The following is a 20,475-nucleotide window of genomic DNA, read 5'->3' on the forward strand; positions in this document are numbered from 1 at the left end:
CTCTTCAGCGCTTTTTTCAATTTTAACAATCGCTGCATGGTTAAAAAATAGACTAAATTAGGGACGATGATGAAGGAACAACTCTTCAACTTGATTAAAAAACATCAATACAATATCTCCATCTATACCGAAGATATTTTTGAGAGACGTTGTCAGGAAGAAATTATCCGCAGTGACGAGGATAAGAGTTCCTTCGTGTATATAGAGTTTGATTTCGAGTCCATCAATATCACTCTCGCCAACGAGAGCAACTCCCACCAGTTCTGGAGCATTTTCTTAGAGACGCTTTCACAGAACAAGCGCGGAAACGATGTTCTCGGATTCCTTGAACACGAAAGCGGAATCGGACTATTGCTGCTGGACTCCAAGCTCGACGGCTGGACACGCCTTGTCGGTCGCTTCATCCGTACCGCAAGCAAGCACAATTTTGAAATCATGAACCTTGTGCTTGAAAAAAACGTGAAGCCCATCGTCTACCCGAGCTGCATCCAGGATATCCAGGCACAGCAGGCCGCAAAGCAGGAACAATGAAAGTCCTCGTCATAGGCTCCGTCTATCCAAGATTTCAAGAAGATGCCGAAGTTCCCTGGCTGCGCACTTCCATCGCGCATTTGAAAAAAGCGGGCGTTGAAATCCAGGTACTCGCTCCTGCATACAAAGGACTCAAGAGCCACGACATTGACGGAACGCACGTGAACCGCTTCCGTTACGCACCCGCAAGCTGGGAAATCCTCACGCACGAAGAAGGCGCCCCAAGCAAGATGGCCTCCAAGCCATGGTTGCAACTGCTCGCCATCCCTTACATCATCAACGGATTTTTTCAGTGCATCAGGATTTGCCGCAAGTGGCGCCCTGACGTGATTCACGCGCACTGGCCGTTTCCGCACGCTTACATTGCACTCGGTGCGGCCAAGCTTTTTAAAATTCCGCTCGTACTGAACTTCCATGGTGCAGAACTCCTGCTCATCCGCAAAAAGAAGTGGGTCAAACCGCTCCTGAAATTTGCCATCGGACAGGCTCAGGCGATCTTTGCAAACTCAAGTTTCACCGCCGGAAAAATCAAGGCGCTCCGCAACGTAGACGTTGAATGGAGTCCGTACGGAACTACGCTAGAGACGAGTAGGTTGCAAGGTGAGTGTCGCAACGGCAAATTCAAAATTCTCTTTGTCGGGCGGCACATCGAACGCAAGGGAATCTGCTACCTCATCGAAGCCGCGAAATACCTGCCCAGAGACAAGTTCGAAATCCGCATTGTCGGTGTCGGTGACTTGACCGAACAGCTTAAGCAGCAAGCAGCTTTATTAGACGAGAGACAAAAGACGAAAGACGAGAGAGGGGCCGAAATCATTTTCACGGGAAAGCTTTCTCCTGAAGATCTCGCAAACGAATACCGCACGGCAAACGTCTTTACGCTACCGGCCATCGTTGATCACAAGGGTGACACCGAAGGACTCGGGGTCGTGCTCATCGAAGCGATGGAACTTGGACTGCCGATTGTTGCAAGCAATGTCGGTGGCATCCCGGATGTCGTTGTCAATGGAGAGTCCGGAATTCTCGTTCCTGAAAAAGACCCTGTTGCACTTGCCAATGCCTTCAAGCGTCTCGAAGCAGACCCGACATTGATTCAAAAACTCCTTGCCGGCGCCCGCAAACGCATTGACAAATGCTTCACCTGGGACGGCATCATCGAACGCCAGGTTGAAGTGTACAAGAAAGTAGTAGACAGTAGGAAGTAGGAAGTAGGAAGTTAGAAGTAAAAACAGATAAAAAATAACCGCGATTCTTCGCGGCATTTTTTTTGATATTTCCAGTAATTAATTACTTGACCTTAAATCCGGCTTTTTCGAAAGCAAGCTTGTTTTCCGGATTCTTCATAGCCACATTCGTAATCCAGTCAAATTCCGCAATGCCACCCTGCAAGCCTGCACGAGTGCAAAGCTGGTCACGAGCCACATTGTAGGCATTGAGAATCTGGATCTTTTCAAAATCCTTGGCATTGTCAATTTTCCCAGACCACATCACGCCAAGTTCAACAAGCCCATTGCTTGCCTTTGCGTAAGTGATTGCCTTTTCAACAGTGATATTGGATTTTGCAGGAGCCGTAAACGGAAGCACAGGAACAATCGGCTGCGACTGCGGCAGCACGACCTGGTTTGATGGTTTTGCTTCCGGCTGCTTGTCAGAACAGGAAACAAAAAAAGAGGCGATTGCCAAAATGGAAATTACTAGAATTTTTTTTGACATGCTCGCCTCTTTTTTTTGTAATAGCGGTTCAGGGATTTGAACCCCGGACCAATGGATTATGATTCCAGTGCTCTACCGCTGAGCTAAACCGCCATTGATTGCAAATTTAGTAAATGATTTCAGGAATTTCAAGGGGTATTTGAAAAATAAACCTTTGTTTCCATAAAATTTTCGCCCCACTCTATCAGGCGCCAGCGCGGTGCAGCCGAACTCAGACAAAATACCGTAATGTTTGGGTCAATCTGCATCTGCGTCGACGGCGTGACATACACAGTCTTGTCTTCAAGCTGGATAGTCATCTCGCTGTGGTAATGCCCGACAAAAATATGCTTAAGATTCTTAATCTTCGAAAGCGTCGCCTGGACTTCGGCAATATTCTTCATCGAATATCTCAAATCCATGAACTTGTGGCCGCAAAGGCAAGGCGGGTGATGGAGGAACAGCAGGACTTCACCATCAATTTTAGCCGTCTCCTGCTCAAGCCATGAAAGCTGATCGGACGAAACCGTGCCGTCTGCACTATCCAAGAAGAAAATCGAACGTCCGTCGAGATCGTAGCGGTAATAGCACTTTCCGTTATGGACCTTGTCCTTCAAGTCAAAGACCTTTTCCATGACTTCAAGATTGTCGTGATTTCCAGGAATAATGCAGACCGGGACCTTGCTGTCCTTGATGACACCGGCAATGAAAGAATAGGCGTCTGTGGACGCATTGTCGGCCAAGTCTCCAGAAAGCACCAAAAGGTCCAAATCCTTCATGGATTCGGAATTATAGGCCGTAAGGAAATTCTTGCGAACATCGATATCCTGCACAAGGCGGTCATCGTCACCGATGTGCGCATCCGATATCTGACCTATCTTGAGTACTTTCTTTTCCATACAACTACGTAGAATATACATGAATATAGCTATTGAGACACGAAAATGAAAAGTTTGTCCGTTTTTTTATGCATTTTGTGATGACAGGCATACTTTTGTGAACTTTGTCACACAATCTTCAACATACTTTCGTGACCATTTCGTGAATTAACATTGAAAACTCTGGTTCAACATCTATCAACGTTGAAAAAAGTGAATAGATTTTAAATTTTCAACATTAATCCACATTTTGTTTATTTCTGTAACTCGTTGATTTTCATAGAGTTACATTTTTGATTTCAAATTTTTATCCACTATTCACTACATTAAATATTAAATACTATATATAAATATATCTAATATTATTTAATAGAGGTGGTTGATTGTTTTTCCTTCTTGCCTGCAGGCGTTTCGTTCATGTCGCAAGCACCCTGGAAGATGGCTCCTTCGTTGATGACGAGCTGTTCTGCCTTTACATTACCGATTATTTTGGCATTGTCCTGTAGAATGAGCTTTCCGTTGCATTCTACATTTCCCTTGATAGCACCTGCAAGAATAGCGGTGCCACACTTGACATCGCCTTCTATAATTGCAAGCTTTTCGAGAATCAGTTCTCCGTCAATAAAGACGTTTCCATAAACCTTTCCGGCGATGCGCAAATCCGTTTTTCCGGCAATATCTCCATTGACCTGGACACTTCTACCAACTTGAGTAAATTCCTGTTCGTTTTTGCTCGCCATAATTTTCCCCTTTCTTATTTGGCTATCTTCTAGTATGTAAATATCGTTTCCGGATCTTGCGGCAGGTTATTCTTGGTAATGGAATAATGCAAGTGCGGACCGCTCGTGTTGCCAGTGTCGCCTACATAACCGATAACATCGCCTTTTGTGACATTCGCTCCTCTTCGGGTTCTGATACTCTTGAGGTGTGAATAAGACGATTTGTAACCGTTCTGGTGGTCGATGACAATAGTGTTTCCAAGGTCGCCGCTATTACCTGCAAATGTGACCTTGCCGCTACCCGATGCAAAGACCGGGTTCCCCTTGCGTGCAGAAATGTCAATTCCCAGGTGCTTGTTTTCATACGAGAATTTTTTGCTGATGATACCTACGGCCGGGATGACGTTCGGGATGCGTTCCAAGCGAATTTTTTCGTCGGTCGTAAGCCAGTTGTGTATCCCTTCGAAGTCGATTTGGTTTTTCGCTGAAGGCACGTGCGCAAATCGGTTGCGTTCTATAATGCTGTTAATCTTGTTGGAGTCGTTTTCAAGGAATGTCTCGAAAATATTCTGGATTCGGTTTTCCATGATCCACAGTGAATCAAGTCTCGAGAAGAACTCTTCGTAGTTCGCGTTCTGCTTCACGAGCTGTGCGTTGTGTACGCGCATCTTTTCATAATTTGCGAGAGTCTTGTTGATTTTTGCAATGTGGACTATGAATAAAATAAGTATGATGGCAACAAGGACAAGCCCGACATTGAACAAGACAAATTGCTTGTTCGAAATGCGGAACTTTCTTGCACCGGTCGTGTTTTCCGGAATAATCTGGATGGTGTAATACTTACGACTCACGATTTTACCGTTAGCGATTGTCCATTATTTCCTGGATTCTTGTCAGGTCGTCCATGGAATAATAGTTGATGACGATGGTGCCTCTAGTCTGGTCCTTGGCGTTCGGGTTGAGTGCGACCTTTGTACCGAAGAATGTTTCGAGCCTGTTTTCGAAGTTCTTGAGGTCAGCGCTGAGTTCCGGCTTCGGTCTCGGTTCGCTGCCGTGGACTTCCGGCATTTCATCTTCTTCGGGAGTAGATGCGCCATTTTCCGGTTCAGCTTCTTTCGTCTCTCCCTCGTCTCTCGTCTGGGCGAACGGATCTTCACCGCGGGCAATAGCTTCGATCTGGCGAACGTTCAAGCCTTCTTCGATGACGCGCTTTGCGAGAGCTTCCGGGTCTGCAATTTTTTCACTGCAGAGAGCACGGGCGGCACCGCCTGCAAGTTTGCCTTCTTGGATCCAGGCTTGCACCTGGTTCGGGAGTTTCAAGAGACGAAGTGCGTTCGTGATGGCAGAACGGGACTTGCCGACCGTCTTGGCCAAGTCGTCGTGCGTGTAGTTGTGGTTGTCGATCAACTGCTGGTAGGATTGTGCCACTTCAATCGGGTTCAAGTCCACGCGCTGGATGTTCTCGATGAGAGCCCATTCGCTCATGGTCTTGTCGTCAAGATTGTCGTAAACCTGAGCCTTGATGGTTCTGCAGTTGGCAAGTTTCGATGCACGAGTACGGCGTTCACCGCTGATGATTTGATAACGGTCGCCCACCTTGCGGACAGCAATCGGCTGGATAAGGCCGTGCTTTTCGATGGTTTCAGCAAGTTCGACAAGTTCATCGTCGTCGAAGAACTTGCGCGGCTGGAACGGGTTCGGGTCAATCAAGTCAATGTTGATTTCGACGATTTTCTGATTGTCCGTATTTACGTTTTCAGTAGCTCCGGTATTGTTGATGGCGTTATCGACAGAGTTGCCGAGAACATCGTGTGCCTTAAAAATTGCAGAGAGACCGCGACCAAGTGCTTGTTTACCCATTTTTTAGTTCTCAGTTAGTAGTTAATAGTTGCTAGAATATTTAGTTGGCAGAACTTAGACCGCTTCGCTCTTAGAACTTAGAAAAAAATACTAAGCTCTAAGCTCTAAGTTCTATTTTTCCTTATTCAGTATTTCTTCGGCGAGCTTCATGTACGACTGCGAGCCTGTGCTCTGTACATCGTAAAGGATGACCGGCTTGCCATGGGACGGGGCTTCGGAGAGTTTCACGTTGCGCGGGATCATCGTCTGGAAAACGGTGTCGCTCAAGTTCTCGCGAACTTCTTCAGCGACCTGCTTTGAAAGGCTCAGACGGGAATCGTACATCGTGAGGAGGGCGCCTTCGATTTTCAAGTTGGAGTTCAGATTCTTCTGGACTTCACGGATGGTCTTGAAAAGTTCAGTCATACCTTGCAATGCATAATATTCACACTGCACCGGAATGAGCACGCTTGTTGCGGCCGTCAGTGTATTAATTGTGAGTAAGTTCAGGCTCGGAGGAGCGTCGATGATGATAAAATCGAACTCCTGCTTGAGAACGTTCATCACGCGTTCGAGTCTGCGTTCGCGGCTCATGGCGTTGACAAGTTCAATTTCCATGACGGCAAGGTCCGGTCCAGAAGTGATGACCTTGAGGTATTCAAGCGACGTGTCCAAGATGGCGGGCTTGATATTTTCGAGCGTGAGATTGTCCGGATTACCAGCCATGTCCAGAATTTCGTGGATATCCATGTCCTGGGATTCCATGAAACCGAGACCTTGAGAGGCATTACCCTGCGGGTCCATGTCTAAAAGAAGTGTCTTCTTTTCAAGGGCTGCAAAACTCGCGGCCAAGTTCACGGCCGTAGTAGTTTTACCGACGCCACCTTTTTGGTTGCATATGGCGATAATTTTACTCATTATTACCTCGGGTGACTAGAGCGTACACCTGTTCTTCTTCTGGAAGTTCATACTTCTGGATATGCACTTTCGGATCGTTTTCCAAATGGGCAATATTGTTGAAGCTCTTCAGCGTGACAAAAACACCACCACGCTTGAGACCTGCCTGGGCGCGTTCCCAGTCGTTTTCAAAAGTCGAGAGGGCGCGGCAGCTGATAAAATCAAGGTCGGTGAGGCCGGAAGTTTCAAAGCGCTTGCCGACGACGGTCAAGTTGTCCAAGTGGAGCTTTTCCTTGACCATCTGCATAAAGTTCACGCGCATGTGGCGTGGTTCGACAGCATAGAACTGCACGTTCGGCATGGCAATTGCAAGCGGAAAAACTGGGCAACCTGCTCCAGCACCCATATCTGCCCAGCGTACAGTGTCATCCTGAGTGGACAGTGTTTTTCCTAAAAACACAAAGGGAACGAGAGAGTCGGCAATGTGCCTGCTTAAAAACTTTTCAGAATCCTTTGCCGAAATCAAGTTACCATATTCCTTGGTGTCCACCACCAAGTCTGCAAACTGGTAAAGCTTGTCGAGAGTCTCTTCGGACAGCTGCACGCCATGTCCCGAAAGGAACTGGTTCAAAAGATCTTGCTGCGCTTTGTTAGTTCTATAACTCAAGTTTTCTCTTTTTGTGATATGGAAAAATGTTTGGACACTTCGTGTCCAACATGCTCATGCTCGGTCATGCCGGTGTACAAGCACCCCGTCGCGACACTCGCTATCGCATGTTTGCTCCTTCGGAGCCAACTTGCTGCACCTCGGAAATGTCGGTAAACAAGTTTCCCGCCGCTTCCTCGGTTTGCAATTGTTTCACGTGGAACATTTTTGACTATCATATTCCGATTTGAAATTTAGTATAACTTTTTTAGAAAACAATTAACAAACTCCCCCGCTCCCTAAAATTCATAAAATATATGTTGATAACATTTTGATAAATGTTGAGAAACTGTTAAGCCGAATGCTGCGAAATGTATGCTTGCATACATTTCATAGCTGAGGCGCCAGTTTCGCGCTTGCGCAAATGTTGTTAAGGCGAGAGTTGCGGAAAGCATGCTTGCATGCTTTCCATAACCGAGCCGACCAACATAGCGCTTGCGCAGAACTTGTTAAGGTGAGAGTCGCAAAAATAAGCTTGCTTATTTTTATGACCGAACCGCTGAGTTCGCGCTTGCGCAAAAATTGTTAAGGTGAGAGTCGCTTTGTTTTTGTTTGGACTATGTTTGCTCCTTCGGAGCCAACTTGCTGCACCTCGGAAATGTCGGTAAACAAGTTTCCCGCCGCTTTCTCGGTTTGCAATTGTTAGGACACTTTGTGTCCTACCTCTTGGGGCTCAGTAATGCCCATACAAGTATGGGCGCTACATTCGCCCTGTAGAGGTTTCACGTGAAACACAGCCGAGGTCAGAAAGCGAAAAAATGCTTGCATTTTTTTATTTGCTGACCGATGGGTGTTGGACTATGGCTTTGCTATAGTCCAAACATATAAAAAATCCTCCCGATTCTGGGAGGATGTTCAAGAAGTTTAAAGCTAAATGTTAGCGGTATAAAAAGAAGTAAGTTCCGGTCTTGCGGTCTTCCCCATCTTCCGTATGTGTATCGGTCAGTGTGACCATCCCGTCTTTAACACCAGTTTCGTAACGATTCCAGGTGTACCAAATGTCGCCACGATGTTCTTTCCTATAGCAGGTATTTTTATCGTTCTCGTCCATGACAATGATTTCATTATAATCAATTCTGAAAATGGTATCTGTTTTCATGACGTAAGTGATGGTAGATTCGCCGTCTTCGTCGGTGGATGTGGTGGCCAAGGAATCCCCGTCGAAATAGATGGTCATTGTATTGCTTACATCGCCGACTGTTTCAGTTATTGTCCAAATGTTGCCTTCGTGTACAACTGTAGGTTCTTGGGTTCTTACAGTGGTCTGGTATGTCCATTCACCATTGCGGAGGTTTGCTTCGTAAGCACTGTCGAGGTGTGTGCCAGTCCAGTATGCTTTATAAATGTAGATGGATTTGCCTCTATTACTAGCGCTACCCTTGTCCATGTAAAGACTGTCTGGTACTAAACCATGATAATCCTTGTCGTAGATAGAAAGAGTAGATCTCTTGTAATCGAATACTGTTTGGAGACAGTTGGTGTAGGTATATCCTACAGGATTATTGGTGGGTGAATTATTGACAGGTGCTGTGCTTGATGAATCATCGCTGCAGGCAACAAATAGTGCTGCTGCTAAAAGAAAAATTTTAGAGTTCATAACTCCCCCAAGATATATTTGAAAAGATTAAATAGATAATTAAGTTGTGTGTAAATCTAATCAAATGGATGAGAAAATGCAAGGATATTTGTTAGTGAGCTGGTTTTTGTTCTTGTCGCGAAAAGTTTTCTATGAAGAACGGAAGTGTAACCATTTTCAAAAACCATCCAACATTGCGTTGCTTGTTGGTGATTTCAAAAGAAACACCTGCTGTTAACTGAACTAAGAAAATCCCAAATTGTATTCCCATTTCTTCAACGAATCCGAACTCTTTAACGGAATAATGGTATTTGTTGTCTTGTCCTTCAGATCTAAGGAACCATTCTATGGCATGACTTTCGGCCAGTGCAACTCCGGAAAGATTGTTTCCATGCAATATGTACTTTGTTGTTCCGGATGCAAACCACATTCCTCCCAATGCTATTTTCCGTAAGGTACTTTCTTTTGGAGCTGCCATTCCGAGAATGCCAAATCCTATAAACGATACTGCACTTCCGATTGATAAGTCATTGATTTTCTTGTCACCTTCGGTTCTTTCTAGCCTGCGATCAAATCGTAGAAATGTATAGTCTGTAAGTAGTCGGTCGATGCCGAAAAGCTTGCTCCCCATGTCTTGAGCGCTCATGCAAAATATATCCACTTCAAATCTTTTGTGGTGGATGTATATCCTATCCCTCCTAAGAATATTACCTGGAAAGGGTTGTATTTGTTTTCGTAGATGTTGCTTAGGTCTATAGAAAAAGTGGAATCCTGCACTGGATTTTCCAATACAGATATTTTTGCAAAAGCAAAAGATATAGAGATGAGGAATATGGTAAGAGTCTTTTTAATCATATAGTAATCTCTATTCTGTTGCCTTCGGGGTCGAGGACGACACTTTCGTAATACCCGTCGCCGGTAGTTCGAGGTTGACCTACAATAGGAGTCCCTTCGGAAGACATTTGTTGGGTCAGGTGGTCGACCTCTTCTTTTGAACCGACGGAAAAGGAAAGATGGGTAAATCCGAGATGTTCCACGTGAAACATCTCGACAGTCCCAACATTTCGTTCGACACATATATCAGGGCGGTGCATGACTTCTAGGCGGGCACCATCATCGAAAGTGATGAATCGGCTGGTGAATTGTTTTGCTGGGTTATGGTAAATCGGGTGGACTACCCCGCCGAAATATTTCCGGTAGAACTCGCATACCTTGTCGATATCTTTAACCCAGATGGCAATATGTTCAATCTTCATAAAACCTCTATAAACAATATACCTATTTCGAATAGAAAAAATTCCATGAACATATCATGTTTCACGTGAAACACAATCAAGAATACCAAGCAAAAACATACTCGTATGTTTTTATTTGGTATTCGCAGAGTGTAGGACTACGATGTAATCGTAGTCCCAACACATGAGCCGAGAGTCGCAGATTTCTATTATATATTAGTATATTTATCACATGAAACTTTATCAATTCTTCCTCCCCTATTTAATTGTCCTTTTCATGGCAAACGCATCCTTTGCCGATGAATCCCAAAAAATAGAAAATGCCGCAGTTAACTCGAACGGATCCGGCCTTGCACTGATTCCTTGGGATCTATTTATTGGCGGAATGAATAGTTTTGTCGTAGGTGCCGACTGGATATTTGGCAATTTCAATATTCTTTATGCTTCGACCTCCCAAGTAAATGAGGTCCCGAAACATTCGTGGGTGTGGACTCTCAGAACCCAGGCTCTTTGGGCGCCTACAATTGGTGCTTATTTGCAGCCTACGATACAGTATATGTTTTTTGGTGGACCTTTGACAATGTTCAAGGTTTCGGTCGGACCGGAAATCGGTTATAAAAGGAAAACCGGATTTGAATATGGTGGGTCTGTCCGCGTAGGTGCATTTATGGATTTGTTGAATTTCGAAATGGGATATTTGGTAAATTCAAAACGAACCTATATGAACATCATTCTTAACCTTCCTTCGGGTCTCGGAATTTGGGTTTAAAAGGAGGTCCTCATGATCAATATTGAAGTTATCCAGGGTGATATCACCAAGCTTAAAGTCGATGCCATCGTGAATGCGGCAAACTGTTCGCTGTTAGGTGGCGGCGGTGTTGATGGGGCAATTCATCGTGCGGCAGGTCCGGAACTTTTGCAGGCGTGTATTCCCCTGAAAGGTTGCGAAACGGGTCATGCTAAAATCACTCCTGGGTTTAAGCTCCCGGCAAAGTTTGTGATTCATACCCCGGGACCGGTTTATCGTGACGGTCAGCATGGTGAACCTGCGCTTTTGGAATCGTGCTATAAAAGCTGCCTTGCTCTTGCCGAAGAGAATAATTGTGAGACTGTTGCCTTCCCCGCTATTTCTACCGGCGTTTATGGATACCCTTGGAAAGAAGCAACCGAAATAGCCGTGAATACGGTCCACGACTATCCTGCACGGAATATCAAGAAGGTCATCTTCTGTTGCTTCAGCGCGCAAATGAAAAAAATCTATCAAGAAGTTTTGCAGCGAGTTTAGCAATAAAGACCGTGGTGACGAAAGGTCGGTAAAAAAGGCGCTTCGTCAGCAAATCTAATTGCGTCTCTCTATAATACCCCGTTCTTTTTTATATTGTCCACTGTAATTTAAATAAGGAGTATATAATGGAAGAAGTTAAAAACTTTATCAAGGAATGTGGTGCCTATTTCCTCGCAACGGTTGATGGTGACGAGCCGAAAGTACGCCCGTTCGGTACTATTGAAATTTTTGAGGGCAAGCTCTACATCCAGACTGGTAAGTCCAAGAACGTTTCGAAGCAGATCCAGAAAAACGGCAAGGTTCAGCTTTGCGCCATGAATAAGACTTGCAATAAGTGGTTGCGCTTGAGCGGAACGCTCGTCCGTGATGATCGCCGTGAACCCAAGGTCCATATGCTTGAAGCCTACCCTGAACTCAAGCGTATGTATTCCCCGGACGATGAAAACACCGAAGTTCTCTACTTCAAGGATGCTACCGCCACGTTCTGCAGCTTCACTGAAGCACCGCGTACCATAAAGTTCTAAATAGTTCTTTTGTTCTGCCCCACCTTGGGGCGTATTCTTTAGACGCCGAGTTCCCCGCGAGCTTGGCTTTTTTCATATGGAACAATTATAGCGCTCTAAATTTTAATACAACATATATTATGTAGTTGATAAACTGACTTAATTTTATTAACTATTGAATTTATAAATCAAAAAAAACTGTAAAAATTCATTTTTATTGTTTATAGATAATGAACAATTTTTCTCACAATAACTATGTTTCACGTGGAACAATTTCAGTTTTTGTGGATAATATGTAAAATTGTGAGATAAAAGGTTGATTCGCGTTGAATATTTGATAACATTATATCAACATATATTTTTACGCTTGTAGACGGAAAATTTAGTCAGGCTTTCATTTATTCGGTTTACATATATTATATTTCTTTGTGGAGGCTTTATGCAGGACAATACGAAACGTGGCGAGCGCGCACTTTTTTGGATGAAGGCCATCTTTGTTATATTCATCCTTTACTTTTTTTGGAGCTCGCCCATTAATGCAATCTTTCCTGGTACGAATGATAATACCGTGACTGCTTCGGTTTTGGTTCGTATTGCCTTCGGTGCTTTGGTGAGCTTGGGAATGCTTTTTTCTCTGATTGCATTTTTGGTCAGCTTCTTATCGTGGCTGCATCGTGCTATTGCAAATTTGCGAGTTATATCAGTAACAGACTTTTCGCCTATGGGAGCAGTTCTCCTCACTTGCATCCCCCTTGTAGGTTTCGTCTTGCATTTTTGGATCTTCAATGACATGGTTGCACGCCAACAGGATTGCATGCATGAACGTGGAATTTTGAAGGATCGTTTCCCGAAAAAGTTTTTGATTGGATGGGTCTTGGCTTCGGTCGGGTGTTTGGCCCTGATGTTTATCGGTTTCAGCAGTCCTACCGGTCAAGAGATTCGTGGGTTGACTGAAAATATTTTAACTGTCGTGAGCGTTGGCCTGTACATCAAATGCTTCATGTTTTACATTGCTCAAGAACGTGAACTTTATAATGTTCACACAGAAACGCTTTTCCGCAAGCGTGTCGATGAAATTATTCGCGAACGCGAAATTGAACGTGCCGCTGACCAGCTCCGCGACAAACAATAATTTTTTCTGAATTTTGGAATGCGCGACTAAAAATATGTTGCGACGTACTTTTTCTGGAATTCCGGATCTTCGTGCGCCCAGTGCTTTTCTTCCATCGCCTGGTATTGCCAGTTGAGCGCCTGCATAAATTTTTCCGGCTCGCAGAGATTCTTGAAAATCGCATCGAGGTCGTCGACCGTCGCACTTGAGCTGACTAACTGTTCTTTCGGAATGTAGCTGTACGGAGAACTTGCGAAATCGCTCCCGATGAAAACCGCTCCGAGTGCGGCCGCTTCCTTGAGCTTTAAGTCGCTCTTTGCGCGGTTGAAATTGTTGGCGGCGAGCGGTGCCAGGAAAAAGTCGGGCTTGTAGCTCGCGACCGTCTGTGCGAACGGCAAAAAACTCGTGAAAGGAATCTTCGTGAATTTTCCGTCGAGGTCCTTCAGAAAATCCGGCTCGCCAAAAATCTGGAAGTCGATGCTCCCGTCTTCGATGTGCTTGCGGATCCAGGGAATCCATGCGCCTTCGAGGTCGCCCGGAATTTCGGCTGTGAAATGTCCGAGACTGCCGGCATACATCACCTTCGGTTTTCCCGAGAAAGCAGACGTCCTCTGTGACATCCCGAACAGCGACTTTGAAATACCGTTCGGCATCACCACCGCGTTTACGCCGAGGTCGGACTTGATGCGGCTCGCGAGGTAGCGCGTCGAGCAGACTACCACGTCAAACAGCGGCAACACCTGCTTGAGACTCGTGAGCATCATCTGGTCGTGATTCGGAATCTGCTTCGCGTACGAAGCGATCACCGGTGACAAATCCCACTGCAAGTCATCCAGGTCAGTCACGAGCTTGAACCCGCATTCCTTCTTGAGCTTCGCATAGAACAACGCAAGTTGCGCGCGACCCGGCGCCGTCGGCTTCTGCAGAATCACCGCCCGCGTCTGCTTGAGTGCGTCTTTGTTCGCACAGACAATCTGGGTGATAGACGGCACGACCTGAAAATCGTTAGGCCCCATGAACTGGGTGCAAGGCAAAATGCAGCGAACCCAGTCGGATTGCGCCATGTCATAAGGATGCACGATAACTTGCGTTCTGATCATGGAAGGAAAAGTAGTAAAAAGTTTGATGGAAGTGCCGCGGAATGAGGAGGGGAATACGCAGAATTTGTGAAAAATAGATGCTGTATTTAGAAAAAATAAAGTGTTTGTTTATAAAAAAATATGTTTTTGTGACAAGTTTGTTTTGAAATTTTTTTTTGTTTATATTTGGTCAAAAAATAGGAATACGATTGTAGATAGAACTTTGTTTGGTATGAAGTTATTTTCAATCATATGAGAAAAAGTAAACTATAACAGGAAAAAATTCTATGAAAAGAGAATACGAAAAATATAAAAATGGTTTTACTAAAGTTCCTGAATATATTGTGAATGCGATGCAGGGATTGGCTTATTGGATTGGTTATAAAAAATGCCTCTATAATTATTATCCGTTGTCTGAATGTGCTATTGTGTCAGAATTTTCATCGTTGTTGCAATCTGGTGCAAATGAGGACGAAATAGTATTATGTGAACGACAGTATTGTAACTTTTTTACAGAAGAAAATATCCCAGAAGATGTGGATGGGAAAAGAGTGGATCTTACGGTGGCTGAACTGGAAAATAATCATAATCAAAATGAAGTTCATAATATTCTTGCTCATGATAATAAACAAGAAAAAGGTTTTTTAAGGGATAAAGCAAAAGTTGTTTTTGAAGTCAAATTACATCGCAGTTCAAGGACATTAATAGATAACGATTTTAAAAGGTTAAAAAAAATAAAAGATGCTAATGAATCTATTGTTACATATTTATTGCTTGTTTCGGAAAATGAAATTCCAGAAGAATTTGTAGATATTAGCTCTGGGCATGGTAAAAAAGATTATCAATTAACGAACAATAGACATAATGATGAAAATGCACCTCATATTCATGTTTCCAAGGTAAGATATGTTTTGAATCAAAAACTTGATGCGCCTCAATTAAAAGGATGGATTTCGCAAACGTTGGACTCTGATGAAGCTGATGTAGATGAGGCGATAAAAGATCAAATTGATTTTATAAGTAGTAAAATGCTATCGCGAGGTGCATTTGTGTGTTTGATTGAAGTTGTATAATTTAATTTGAACAACTTAAGATGTCAAATAAAACAGCCTGCTTTTTTGAGCAGGCTGTTTGCGTTTTCTTTTGCAGGACGTTTTCCGCGTGTTTATTTTATATCAAACTGAACTTTCGGGGCTACGCTTGCGGCTGCGTCAGCTGAGAAGAGGGCTTTCGGGGAGGCGCCTGCGAATCCGGCGACGATGTTTGTCGGGAACTGGCGAATGGTGGTGTTGTATGCCTGCACGGTTTCGTTGTAGCGCTTGCGTTCAACAGCGATGCGGTTTTCGGCGCCTTCAAGTTGTACGCGGAGTTCCTGGAAACTCTTGTTGCTCTTGAGATCCGGATAGTTTTCGGAGACGGCCATAAGGCGCTGGAGGGCTCCGCTGAGGGTGCCTTGCATTTCTTGGAAGCGCTTGAGTGCGGCTTCGTCGTTCATGAGGCTTTCGTCGAGCTTGATGGTTCCGCCCATGCGGCTGCGCATATCCATGACTTCGGTGAGGGTGCTCTTTTCGAAGTTGGCTTCGCCTTGCACGGTGCTGACGAGATTCGGGATGAGGTCAAAACGGCGCTGGTAGGTGTTTTCGACTTGAGCCCACTGTGTCTTGACGCCTTCTTCAAGGGCGATGATGTTGTTGTATGTGCCGATGCCTTTCCCGACGATGATGAGCAGGATGACGACGACAACGATAACGGCGATTAAAGCTTTTTTCATGATTTCTCCGGTTTTTACGGTGTCAATATACAAATTTTGCGTTTATTCCTTGCGGCGGTAAATGTTCGCGAGTATCGCACCGGAAATGTTGTGCCATACGGAGAAAATTGCGCCGGGGACGGTCGCCATCGCAAGTGACGAAAATGCGGTGCCTGCAAGGCTTGTGGCAAGTCCGGAATTCTGCATGCCGATTTCGATGGAGAGCGCTTTGGTCTTGGAGGTGGAAAAGTGCAATAGCTTGCCGAGTCCAAATCCGCAGCCGTAACCGAGGAGGTTGTGGAGAATCACCACGGCAAAAACAATGGCGCCTGTCGAGATGATTTTTGCGGCATTGTGTGAGACGACGGCGGCTACGATCATTGCGATGGCAATTACGGAAACGAGCGGAAGTACTTTCACGGCGCGAGTGGTCCACTTGCCAAAAAACTTGTTGATGACGAACCCGAGCGCAATCGGGACGATCACGACTTTCACGATGGAAAGGAACATCGCCATTATGTCCACATTCACGGTTGTGCGCAGCAGCAGGTAGGTAATCGCCGGTGTCAAAATCGGGGCAAGCAAAGTGTTTACGCTAGTCATGCCGACGGAAAGTGCGACATCGCCTTTCGAGAGGTAAGTGATGACATTGCTCGCGGTGCCGCCCGGGCAAGTGCCCACGAGAACCACGCCCGCCATTAGCGCGGCATCGAGCCCGAAAGCTTTCGAAAGTAAAAACGCGAGCGCGGGCATCACGATGAACTGCGCGGCACAGCCGATGGTGATTTCTTTCGGTCGCGCAAAGACGAGTGCAAAGTCGCTGAGTTTGAGCGTGAGACCCATGCCAAACATCACGACCATCAGGAGGTAATTCACCCAGGAAAGTTCAATCCAGAGTGTTGATTTCGGGACGAATAGCGAGAGCGCTGCAATCGCGAGCACGACAATTGCCATCCACTTGCCAACAAATTCGCTAATCTTTTCAAGAATACGCATTGGACTTCCCTACCCTACAATCAGAGATTTATCGTAGATGAATTCGACTTCTTCGGGGGTAATGCCGCCGGGAACGAGGTCGAGTTTGGAACGGTTCACTTTCATCGCGGCAGCGAACTTGTTGCGCAATTCGCGGGTGACGGTGCATGTGCCGATGAGCTTGCGGAGCATTTCTTCAAATTCTTCAATGCTTTGCAATCCTAAAAGCGAGAGGATTTTTTCAACATCGGTTGGAACTTTCTTTTGGCAGATTTCGACGTAGGCGGCGAGGAAGTACCCGACGGCGGGACCGTGCGGCGTGCCTTTGCTGAGCGTGAGATCGTAGCTCATGCCGTGCGGTACGGCGGTGCTTGTCATGGCGATGGACATGCCTGCGATTGTGGAGGTGTACATCAGTTTTTCGTACAAACTTGCATCAATCGGCGCGGCTTTTTGCGAGGTATTTTGCGCGACGGTATTGTTCGCGGCGACCGAGGCAATGAGCGCGTTTTTGCACTCTCCCCAAAGTTTGAGGCCATATTCGGGACACATGCGGTTGAGCATGTTCGAGTGAACGTTCAAGATACTTTCGACCATGTGCGCAAGCGCGTCAACAGCGGTGTTTACAATCAGCTGCTTTTTGGCGGAGGCGAGATACTTTCCGTCAACGAGCGCAAGCACCGGGAAAATCCTGTGCGGAATACTCTTCTTTAAATTGATTTTGTGGTTTGTGATAATGGCGACCGGTGTTGCTTCGGAGCCTGTTCCGCAAGTGGTCGGGACGGCGACAACAGGTGCGTGGTTAAGCGGATGACTCGGCGCTTTGTGCAGTTCATCTGCGTTCACGTTTGGATTCACGAGGAGAATCGCCATAGCTTTGGCGGCATCGATAGCGGAACCTCCCCCAATGCCGATAATAAAATCAGCGCTGAAATCCTTTGCGATTTGAGCACCCTTCCCCACGGTATCGGTGGACGGGTTTTCTTCAACTTCATCAAAAATCTGGTAGGCGACTCCCCCATTGTTCAGAACTTCGGTCACGTCATTCAGGGAGCCGTTAGCCTTAGCGGAGCTGTGTCCAGTGACAATGAGCGCGCGCTTCCCGACGGCGAGCATTTCTTTCGCGTGGTTCTTCACGCAGTCCTTTTCAACGTAGATATCCGTAGGTACGTAAAATCGCATGATGTCTCCTTACAGCATCAGCCATTCTTTGTTGAACCACTGGTAAAGTCGCGCCTGTTCGGTGCGGTTCTTAATGAGCCACTGTGCAAATGTCGGGCGGTCAATCGGTTCGCAAAGGGAATAGATAAACGCTTCCACTAGGCTTTCGCGGATGAGTCCTTGATAAAATCTCTGGATTGGGTCGTTGATTTCATCGGTGAAGGCGACGAGCTTAATCGCTTTTTCAAGGATGTGGATCAGGAATTCCATTTGCTGTGCGGAGGTGGAATCCTGGTCGTAGAGCTTGCGCTTGCCGAGCGTGTCCGTGATAAGTATGGTCTGGATGGCGAGCAGAAATTCGTTGTTGACGGTGGAATCGCTGTCTGCCTGCTTGATTTTGGGCGTGTTCATCTCGACTTTTTTGTCTTTTACGAGAACGAATGATTTTGTACGGCCATAAAGTCTCGAAAGGTTGTCGCGGATGATTTCGGCTTTTTTGCTGATGAATGTGGAGTACATGGTGTACGCGTAGAATTGTGGCCACTTACCCATTTGGCTTGCCAAGAATCCCATGTAATAATGGCTGCCTTCATGGACGCGTGAGTTGTTGATGCTCCGCTTGATCCAGGCGTAGGCGCTGTCTGCGTTGTTCATACGCATGTACGTGATGCTTGCGTTATACGGGATGTTGAACGAATTCGGTAATTTGGCGAACGCTTCACGATAGACGGCGAGTGCGGAATCCGGCATGCCCTTGTCATCGTAAACGGTACCGAGCAGGCTGTAGAGATTTTCTTCGATGCCCTCGGCTTTGAGCTTTGTTGCGGCTTTGGCGTAAGAGAGCGATTTGTCCAGATCGCGTTTGGCATGGTATGTGAAAGCCATCTCGTATTTGACGAGTGCGTTTTTTGGGTCCTTCTTTTCGGCTTCCTTGTACTTGGCGAGAGCTTCGTCATACTGACCTTGTTCGTGAAATTGCACGCCTTGGTCAACGAGCTTTTTGACGGCTTCGGCTTTGGAAGCTTTTGACGATGCCTTAGAGGTTGCATTTGGCGCAGCAAAAAGCGTGGCGACGAGAGCTAAAATGAGAGCAATGGATTTTTTCATGATAAGTTAGTTCTTGAGAAGGGCGCTATAGAAGTTGCGGACATCATCCCAGCGGTAGTACGGGGCGGCGGGGCATTGTACTTTGTCCGCAGCCTTGCATTCGATGGGTAACGTCTGTTCAATTTCATTGTACAAAATTTTGACGAGGATGGGCTTGTTTTTTGCCTTGTAAAATACCATCTGCAAGTTTGCCGCCATCGGGATGATTCTAAAGTCGTTCCACTGTTCGTGCAATTTTGAGAGGTCTGAAACCTTGGCATTTGCGATGGGCAACTGCATGAGTGCAGATAACGGGAGGAGTGTGGCGTCGTGGCCAAAGCGGAGCGTGGCTGCAATTGGCGTTTGGACGGCGCGAGCATTTATCGTTGTATCAACGGCAATCGCTTCGTCGGCTTCTTCTAAAATATTCTGGAGCGTGGGCTTTGCAAAATTGAGGCCATCGGGGCGGTTAATGAGCGGGCTTGTACCTTCAAGGCTGTACCACCAGGCGTTTTGCGCTTTCCAGCGTGCAATTTTTTCTTCCGTTGTGAACAAGTTTACAAAGGTGTCGGCGGGTACTTTGGCGGCTTGGGCGATTTCGTCAAGGAGCGGTTTGTCCATCCCTTGGAGCGATGTCGCAATTTCAAAAAAATGGTTGTAGAATCCGTTGGTGTCCACGTTATTCATCACGTATTTGTAGTCATTGAATAGCTTTTCCAGGAACTGTTGCGGATTGACGTTTTTCCAGAGCTTGTCGCTTTCGTCCGTGTAGGTCTTAACTTTGGAATAGTCGAGCTTGCCCCAGTCAAAGGCGCTGATGAACTTCATGTAGCTTTTGCCGGAGATGAGTTCGGAATGGATTTTCGGATTCAGCGAACGGAGTTCTCCGATGAATGCGGCCATGCTCACGATGCAGCGGCCGCTCGTGCTCGCATACGACCTGACATACGGTGTGATCTTTTTCCCGCCGATATTCCAGTCCTTGAAAACATCCCCAAAATTCTTGGACATGCGGTTTGCAATCCCTTCGTGCTGCTTGACGCCCACTTGCGTGAGGTCTCCTTTGCGGGGGGCCGCCTTGTCTACGAGGACTTTTGTGTAGACGAGTGCCTGTTTGCCGAGTTCGGTGAGTTTCTGGGCGGAATCTGCCTTGGCGAGCGTTTCAAAAAGGTAGGTGTACTCTTCGGCGCTGTGGTGGTAGCGGCTACCGTGACGCCCGTAATGGCTGATATAGAACGGCTTGTAGCCGGCAGGTGCCTTGGTATATTTAATATTTACGGGTTCCGGGTACACTAAATAGCCGCTAGAAGTAAATTCGGGGTGCTTTGCAAGTTCTTCGTCGCTAACTTGCGCGTTCACGGTTGCAGTGAGGAAAAATCCCGTTGCGAGTACAAAAATGCCCTTGGCAAAATCCAACTTTTTCATGTCTCCAATATAATATATTGGTGTTGC

At 46.0% G+C, this 20,475-nt stretch carries 23 protein-coding genes and 1 tRNA gene; 7 read left to right on the forward strand and 17 right to left on the reverse strand.

What is annotated here, in order from left to right; all coding sequences use genetic code 11:
• Nucleotides 1–66: 66 nt before the first annotated feature.
• Nucleotides 67–531 carry a hypothetical protein gene (locus tag FSU_RS09080; protein WP_014546129.1) on the forward strand — a complete coding sequence of 155 codons (465 nt, stop codon included), beginning with the start codon at nucleotides 67–69 and terminating at the stop codon, nucleotides 529–531.
• Nucleotides 528–1,736, forward strand: coding sequence for a glycosyltransferase (locus tag FSU_RS09085; RefSeq protein WP_014546130.1), 1,209 nt, complete (start codon nucleotides 528–530; stop codon nucleotides 1,734–1,736). The genes FSU_RS09080 and FSU_RS09085 overlap by 4 nt, the downstream gene beginning before the upstream one ends.
• Before the next feature lie 82 nt (nucleotides 1,737–1,818).
• Here the strand turns inward: FSU_RS09085 and FSU_RS09090 are convergent, their stop codons facing one another.
• The 11 genes from FSU_RS09090 to FSU_RS09145 form a co-directional block, all read right to left on the reverse strand.
• Nucleotides 1,819–2,244, reverse strand: a complete 426-nt coding sequence (locus tag FSU_RS09090; protein WP_014546131.1) for a hypothetical protein — start codon at nucleotides 2,242–2,244, stop codon at nucleotides 1,819–1,821.
• A 21-nt stretch (nucleotides 2,245–2,265) separates the two neighbouring features.
• Nucleotides 2,266–2,337: transfer RNA gene (locus tag FSU_RS09095), tRNA-Met, on the reverse strand.
• A 35-nt stretch (nucleotides 2,338–2,372) separates the two neighbouring features.
• Nucleotides 2,373–3,122 carry a metallophosphoesterase family protein gene (locus FSU_RS09100; RefSeq protein ID WP_015732018.1) on the reverse strand — a complete coding sequence of 250 codons (750 nt, stop codon included), beginning with the start codon at nucleotides 3,120–3,122 and terminating at the stop codon, nucleotides 2,373–2,375.
• 341 nt (nucleotides 3,123–3,463) lie between these two features.
• On the reverse strand, nucleotides 3,464–3,841 hold the full coding sequence (locus tag FSU_RS09105; RefSeq protein ID WP_014546133.1) for a bactofilin family protein: 378 nt from the start codon (nucleotides 3,839–3,841) through the stop codon (nucleotides 3,464–3,466).
• A 29-nt stretch (nucleotides 3,842–3,870) separates the two neighbouring features.
• Nucleotides 3,871–4,671, reverse strand: coding sequence for a M23 family metallopeptidase (locus FSU_RS09110; protein ID WP_014546134.1), 801 nt, complete (start codon nucleotides 4,669–4,671; stop codon nucleotides 3,871–3,873).
• Between the two features lie 10 nt (nucleotides 4,672–4,681).
• A complete protein-coding gene (locus FSU_RS09115; protein ID WP_014546135.1) occupies nucleotides 4,682–5,680 on the reverse strand; it encodes a ParB/RepB/Spo0J family partition protein in 999 nt (332 codons plus the stop codon).
• Nucleotides 5,681–5,791: 111 nt separating this feature from the next.
• A complete protein-coding gene (locus tag FSU_RS09120) occupies nucleotides 5,792–6,577 on the reverse strand; it encodes a ParA family protein (protein ID WP_014546136.1) in 786 nt (261 codons plus the stop codon).
• The gene (locus FSU_RS09125) at nucleotides 6,570–7,223 is read right to left on the reverse strand and encodes a 16S rRNA (guanine(527)-N(7))-methyltransferase RsmG (protein ID WP_015732019.1); all 654 of its coding nucleotides are present in this window, start codon (nucleotides 7,221–7,223) and stop codon (nucleotides 6,570–6,572) included. The genes FSU_RS09120 and FSU_RS09125 overlap by 8 nt, the downstream gene beginning before the upstream one ends.
• A gap of 916 nt (nucleotides 7,224–8,139) precedes the next feature.
• Nucleotides 8,140–8,649: a hypothetical protein gene (locus FSU_RS09130; protein WP_244263602.1), complete on the reverse strand. Its 510-nt coding sequence runs from the start codon at nucleotides 8,647–8,649 to the stop codon at nucleotides 8,140–8,142.
• A 301-nt stretch (nucleotides 8,650–8,950) separates the two neighbouring features.
• Nucleotides 8,951–9,484 carry a hypothetical protein gene (locus FSU_RS09135; RefSeq protein ID WP_157747943.1) on the reverse strand — a complete coding sequence of 178 codons (534 nt, stop codon included), beginning with the start codon at nucleotides 9,482–9,484 and terminating at the stop codon, nucleotides 8,951–8,953.
• Between the two features lie 205 nt (nucleotides 9,485–9,689).
• Nucleotides 9,690–10,094, reverse strand: a complete 405-nt coding sequence (locus FSU_RS09145; protein ID WP_014546139.1) for a VOC family protein — start codon at nucleotides 10,092–10,094, stop codon at nucleotides 9,690–9,692.
• 211 nt (nucleotides 10,095–10,305) lie between these two features.
• On the opposite strand from FSU_RS09145, the gene FSU_RS09150 reads away from it, so the two are divergent.
• The 4 genes from FSU_RS09150 to FSU_RS09165 all read left to right on the forward strand — a co-directional run bounded on the left by FSU_RS09150 (nucleotide 10,306) and on the right by FSU_RS09165 (nucleotide 12,993).
• Entirely contained in the window at nucleotides 10,306–10,842 is a 537-nt protein-coding gene (locus FSU_RS09150) for a hypothetical protein (protein ID WP_015732021.1), read from the forward strand.
• Nucleotides 10,843–10,854: 12 nt separating this feature from the next.
• Entirely contained in the window at nucleotides 10,855–11,358 is a 504-nt protein-coding gene (locus FSU_RS09155) for an O-acetyl-ADP-ribose deacetylase (RefSeq protein WP_014546140.1), read from the forward strand.
• Nucleotides 11,359–11,483: 125 nt separating this feature from the next.
• Nucleotides 11,484–11,882: a pyridoxamine 5'-phosphate oxidase family protein gene (locus FSU_RS09160; protein WP_014546141.1), complete on the forward strand. Its 399-nt coding sequence runs from the start codon at nucleotides 11,484–11,486 to the stop codon at nucleotides 11,880–11,882.
• A gap of 418 nt (nucleotides 11,883–12,300) precedes the next feature.
• A complete protein-coding gene (locus FSU_RS09165; RefSeq protein WP_014546142.1) occupies nucleotides 12,301–12,993 on the forward strand; it encodes a DUF4328 domain-containing protein in 693 nt (230 codons plus the stop codon).
• A gap of 26 nt (nucleotides 12,994–13,019) precedes the next feature.
• Here FSU_RS09165 and FSU_RS09170 read toward each other — a convergent pair whose 3' ends face one another.
• Entirely contained in the window at nucleotides 13,020–14,072 is a 1,053-nt protein-coding gene (locus tag FSU_RS09170) for a glycosyltransferase family protein (protein ID WP_014546143.1), read from the reverse strand.
• Nucleotides 14,073–14,338: 266 nt separating this feature from the next.
• Between FSU_RS09170 and FSU_RS09175 the strand changes: the two genes are divergently transcribed.
• Entirely contained in the window at nucleotides 14,339–15,124 is a 786-nt protein-coding gene (locus FSU_RS09175; RefSeq protein WP_014546144.1) for a hypothetical protein, read from the forward strand.
• Between the two features lie 92 nt (nucleotides 15,125–15,216).
• Here FSU_RS09175 and FSU_RS09180 read toward each other — a convergent pair whose 3' ends face one another.
• The 5 genes from FSU_RS09180 to FSU_RS09200 are packed head-to-tail and all read right to left on the reverse strand — an operon-like array spanning nucleotide 15,217 to nucleotide 20,448.
• Complete coding sequence (locus FSU_RS09180) at nucleotides 15,217–15,822, reverse strand: LemA family protein (protein WP_014546145.1); 606 nt, start codon at nucleotides 15,820–15,822, stop codon at nucleotides 15,217–15,219.
• A gap of 42 nt (nucleotides 15,823–15,864) precedes the next feature.
• Nucleotides 15,865–16,797 carry a bile acid:sodium symporter family protein gene (locus FSU_RS09185; protein ID WP_014546146.1) on the reverse strand — a complete coding sequence of 311 codons (933 nt, stop codon included), beginning with the start codon at nucleotides 16,795–16,797 and terminating at the stop codon, nucleotides 15,865–15,867.
• A gap of 9 nt (nucleotides 16,798–16,806) precedes the next feature.
• A complete protein-coding gene (locus FSU_RS09190; protein ID WP_014546147.1) occupies nucleotides 16,807–17,958 on the reverse strand; it encodes an iron-containing alcohol dehydrogenase family protein in 1,152 nt (383 codons plus the stop codon).
• A gap of 9 nt (nucleotides 17,959–17,967) precedes the next feature.
• On the reverse strand, nucleotides 17,968–19,044 hold the full coding sequence (locus FSU_RS09195; RefSeq protein WP_014546148.1) for a tetratricopeptide repeat protein: 1,077 nt from the start codon (nucleotides 19,042–19,044) through the stop codon (nucleotides 17,968–17,970).
• Nucleotides 19,045–19,050: 6 nt separating this feature from the next.
• Nucleotides 19,051–20,448, reverse strand: coding sequence for a histidine-type phosphatase (locus FSU_RS09200; RefSeq protein WP_014546149.1), 1,398 nt, complete (start codon nucleotides 20,446–20,448; stop codon nucleotides 19,051–19,053).
• Nucleotides 20,449–20,475 lie beyond the last annotated feature (27 nt).

This window comes from Fibrobacter succinogenes subsp. succinogenes S85 (assembly GCF_000146505.1).
In the GTDB taxonomy this organism is placed as follows: domain Bacteria; phylum Fibrobacterota; class Fibrobacteria; order Fibrobacterales; family Fibrobacteraceae; genus Fibrobacter; species Fibrobacter succinogenes.